4 protein-coding genes are annotated in these 3894 nt (G+C 66.6%); 3 read left to right on the top strand and 1 reads right to left on the bottom strand.

The window, feature by feature from the left end; translation table 11 throughout:
• Window positions 1–980 (top strand): alkaline phosphatase family protein (locus AC1D1S_RS19830; RefSeq protein WP_476995290.1); only part of this gene is annotated, 980 nt, incomplete at its 5' end.
• A 130-nt stretch (window positions 981–1110) separates the two neighbouring features.
• On the opposite strand, the gene AC1D1S_RS19825 is transcribed toward AC1D1S_RS19830, so the two are convergent.
• Entirely contained in the window at window positions 1111–1380 is a 270-nt protein-coding gene (locus AC1D1S_RS19825) for a hypothetical protein (RefSeq protein ID WP_476943676.1), read from the bottom strand.
• A 240-nt stretch (window positions 1381–1620) separates the two neighbouring features.
• Between AC1D1S_RS19825 and AC1D1S_RS19820 the strand changes: the two genes are divergently transcribed.
• Window positions 1621–3138 (top strand): CYTH and CHAD domain-containing protein, encoded by a 1518-nt coding sequence (locus AC1D1S_RS19820; protein WP_476945136.1) that lies wholly within the window; start codon window positions 1621–1623, stop codon window positions 3136–3138.
• Between the two features lie 30 nt (window positions 3139–3168).
• On the top strand, window positions 3169–3894 hold a 726-nt coding region (locus tag AC1D1S_RS19815; protein ID WP_476995289.1), incomplete at its 3' end, for an AI-2E family transporter.

Raw genomic sequence — 3894 nt, 5'->3', positions numbered from 1 at the left:
CCTTCCAGGCCGGCCCGCCTTCTCAGTCCCCAACTGCCGGGTCCCCACCGGCCGGGTCCCTGCCTGCCGGGCCGGCCGGGACCGAATCGCCGCCCGCGTCCCCCGGCCAGGACCCGACCGCCGCGGCCCCACCACCATCCCCGTATTTCGCGCAGCCGGCCCCGCACCCCGCCCCGGGCGGGCAGGCCAGCAGCGGAATCGCGCACATTGTGGTCATCGTCCAGGAGAACAAGGCGGCCTCGCAGATCATGGGCGCCAGCGAAGCGGGCTACTTCAACAAGCTTGCGGCGGAATTCTCGGTGGCCGCCAACTACCGGGCCATCACCCACCCGAGCCTGCCCAACTATCTCGCCCTCACGAGCGGAACGAGCGCGGGGATCACCAGCGACTGCAAACCGGACTCGTGCACCGCCGATGTGCGTTCGATCGCCGATGAGATCACCCAATCCGGACGGACCTGGAAAATGTATGCCGAGGGCATGCCCGCGCCCTGCGCCGCGCATGACTCCCGCCGGTATGCGGTGAAGCATAATCCGTTCATGTATTACCCTGCCGTGACGGACGACGTGGCCTCCTGCTCGGACCATGTTGTTCCGTATGACCGGCTGGGGCAGGACCTGCAGTCGCCGTCGACCCTGCCGGACTACGCTTTCATCAGCCCGGACATGTGCCACGACACCCACGACTGCTCCATCGGCACCGGAGACGACTGGCTCGCCCGCGAAGTGCCCAGGATCCTGGGATCCCCGGCCTTCACGACGCAGAACTCCCTGCTGGTGCTCACGTGGGATGAAGGCAGCAAAGACGACAACCGGGTGGCTACGGTTTTTGCCGGCCCGGCAGCGCGGAAGCACTTCACATCCAACGCCGCCTACTCGCACTATTCCTTGCTGCACACCATCGAGGACGTGTGGGGGCTGAGCCCCCTGACCGACGATGTCCGCAATGCGCCCCTCATGGGCGAATTGCTGAACCACTAGCGGTCAGCCTATTCCCGGCCAATACACAGGAACCACTGCCCATAATGGACCCGAAGCTCCGGTCAACCGCTATTTGACCGGAGCTTCGCCACATCCGCCTGCACCGCCGGCGGTGTCCGCCCGGGTGAAGCTAGGGCTTGGCCTCGACCAGGATGACCAGGGTCTCGGGCAGTACGCCGTCGTAGGCCATCGCCTCGCCCATTACGTCATTTTGCATCGCGGCCATGAGGGCATCCACGTCAGGGACATCCATCATCACTGCGACTTGCGTCGGGTTCTGGGGGTTGACGAACGTACGAATGTTGGTGATCCCCAGTGGGCCGAACACCTCTTCGCGCTTCGGCGAGGCAAGCCAGTGATCCTTGTCCTTGACATCGTGGTGGCCGATTATGGTTGGCATGGCGGTCCTCTCGCAGGGGGCCAGCGGTCCGCCGGCCCACTGCTCCGAAAGTTACTCGCCGCCGCATGCCCGGGCAAGTCATTTTTCCAGCCTCATACCGCCGCGTCTGTGCGCCTTCCGCGGGGCCGTGGCCTGAACTGGGCGGCCACCCGTCCCCAGCACCCGGTTCCCGTGACAATCTCCTCCGATAGGGGCCTTTGGGCACACGCCCGGCGCGTGCAGGAGTTCCTAAAATGAAGCATGGCCGCCGACGCGATCGAGGTGGAACGCAAGTACAGCCCTTCGGAATCCGACGCCCTCCCGCCACTGGCATCAATCCCAGGGGTGGATCGCGCCGGGCAGCCCGTCAACGAAATGCTGGACGCCGTCTACTTTGATACCAAAGCACTGTCATTGGCCAGGCAACGGATCACCCTGTGCCGGCGGTCCGCCGGTCCGGATCCAGGATGGCACCTCAAACTGCCGGTCGCCGTGGGGGAGCGCCGGGCTATACAGGAGCCGCTTGGCGGCGATCAGGATGCCGTGCCGGAAAATTTGCGGCAGCTGGTCCTCGTCCACAGCCGCTGCCACGCGCTGATTCCGGTTGCACACATCCGGACCAGCCGGAGGTTGACGCCGTTATACGCCGCCGACGGCGCAGTCCTTGCCAACTTCAGTGACGACCGTGTCGAGGCCCAATCCCTGCTAACCTGCGCGGGACCGTCGCGGTGGCGGGAATGGGAACTGGAACTCGCCGACGGCCCCCGTCGGCTGCTCCAGGACGCTGACGCTCTGTGCGCCGCAGAGGGAGTCACCATCGCCACGCACCCGTCCAAGCTCGCCCGGGCGCTCGGACCGGACTATCCGGAGAATCCGGCCACGGCTCCAAAGCCGAGCCGGGACGGTCCGGCCTCGGACGTCATGCTCTCGTACGTATCCCAACAGGTACGCGCCGTGAAGCTGAATGATCCTCGCGTCCGGGTCAATGCGCCCGATGCCGTGCATCAATTCCGGGTGGCCGCCCGCCGGTTGCGGTCGGCACTGGCAACCTTTCGAACGCTCACAGATACGACGTCGGCCAGGTTTCTTAGGGGCGAGCTCCAGTGGCTCGCCGGCAACGTGGGCCAGGCCCGGGACGCCGAGGTCATCCGTGCCCGGCTAAAGGACATGATCAGTGCCGAACCTCCGGAGCTGTTAATCGGACCAGTCGCGCAGCAGATCCAGGAGCACCTCGGCACCGTCCAGCAACAGGGCCTTGCCACCGGCCTGGCCGCGCTGGACAGCACCCGCTACTTCCGCCTCCTCGATGCCCTCGATGCCTTCCTTGCGGTACCTCCGCTGAGCGGCGGGGCAGGCAACGATGCGCCGGGGACGGTTGGACGGCTCGTCTCCGCGGAACGAAAACGCCTCAAGGCGGCGGTCCGGTCCCTTGACGGCGGCGCAGGCGGGACACCGCAAGATGCCGCATTGCATGAAGTTCGGAAGGCTGCGAAGCGGCTGCGCTATGCCGCAGAGGCGGCTGCCCCCATTTTCGGCACTCAAGCAACGAACGTTGCCCGGGCCGCGGAGGGCATCCAGGAGATCCTCGGAGACTTCCAGGACAGCGTCGTCACCCGGGAAACCCTACTGGTGCTGGCGGGGCAGGCCGCGGCTGGCCCCGGCGCCGGATTTACCTTCGGGCGCCTGCACGCCCTTGAGCAGCAGCGCGGCAACGAAGCCCGCTTGCGGTTCTACTATGCGTGGCAACAGTCCAGGCCGAAACCCCTGCGCTGGGCCTAGCCACCGCGTCCGAACGCCGGGAGAACCCCTATGATCGAACCCCGCAGCGCAATGCCGGCCATCTGGTCGGACGGACTGGGCCGCGCCAGCATCCGCTCCGTGCAGGTCCTCGCCGTGTCCGCCCTCGCATGGGCGATCATCTGGGCCGCCAGCCGCATCCCGCTCGTCATCATCCCCGTCCTCATCGCCGTTATCCTGGCCGCAGCGATCTCCCCGCTGGTCCGCTGGCTCACCGGGCACGCGTGGCCGCGCGCCCTCGCGGTGGTTGCCTCGTTCGTGGCCATTCTCGCCGTTTTCGGCAGCGTCATCGCCGGCATCGTCATTCTGGTCTCCAACCAGTGGGGCGAGCTCACGGCCCGGRCCGCTGCGGGAGTCGAACAACTGCACTCATTCCTGAACCACGGACCTGTCCCTGTCAGCGACCAACAGATCACCGCCGTCATGGACTCGGTGCGGGAGTTCTTCACCTCGAGCACGTTCAGTGCAGAAGCCCTCACCGGTGCCCGCACCGCGGTGGAAATCTTCACCGGCGCGGTGCTGATGGCCGTCACCCTGTTCTTCTTCCTCAAGGACRGGCCCGAAATCCGGGCCTTTCTCATTGGCATGCTGCCGGCCGACCAGCGCGCCAAGGCACGGCTGGCGGCGGATCGCAGTACCGTCGTCCTGGGCGGGTATGTCCGCGGCACGGCCATGGTGGCCGCGGTTGACGGTCTCGTCGTCGGGATCACCCTCGCCATCATGGGAGTGCCGCTGGCC

The sequence above is a fragment of the Arthrobacter sp. P1_A5 genome, assembly GCF_056406825.1.
The sequence above is the reverse complement of the archived record's forward strand: the minus strand, read 5'-3'. Positions and strand labels throughout refer to the sequence as shown.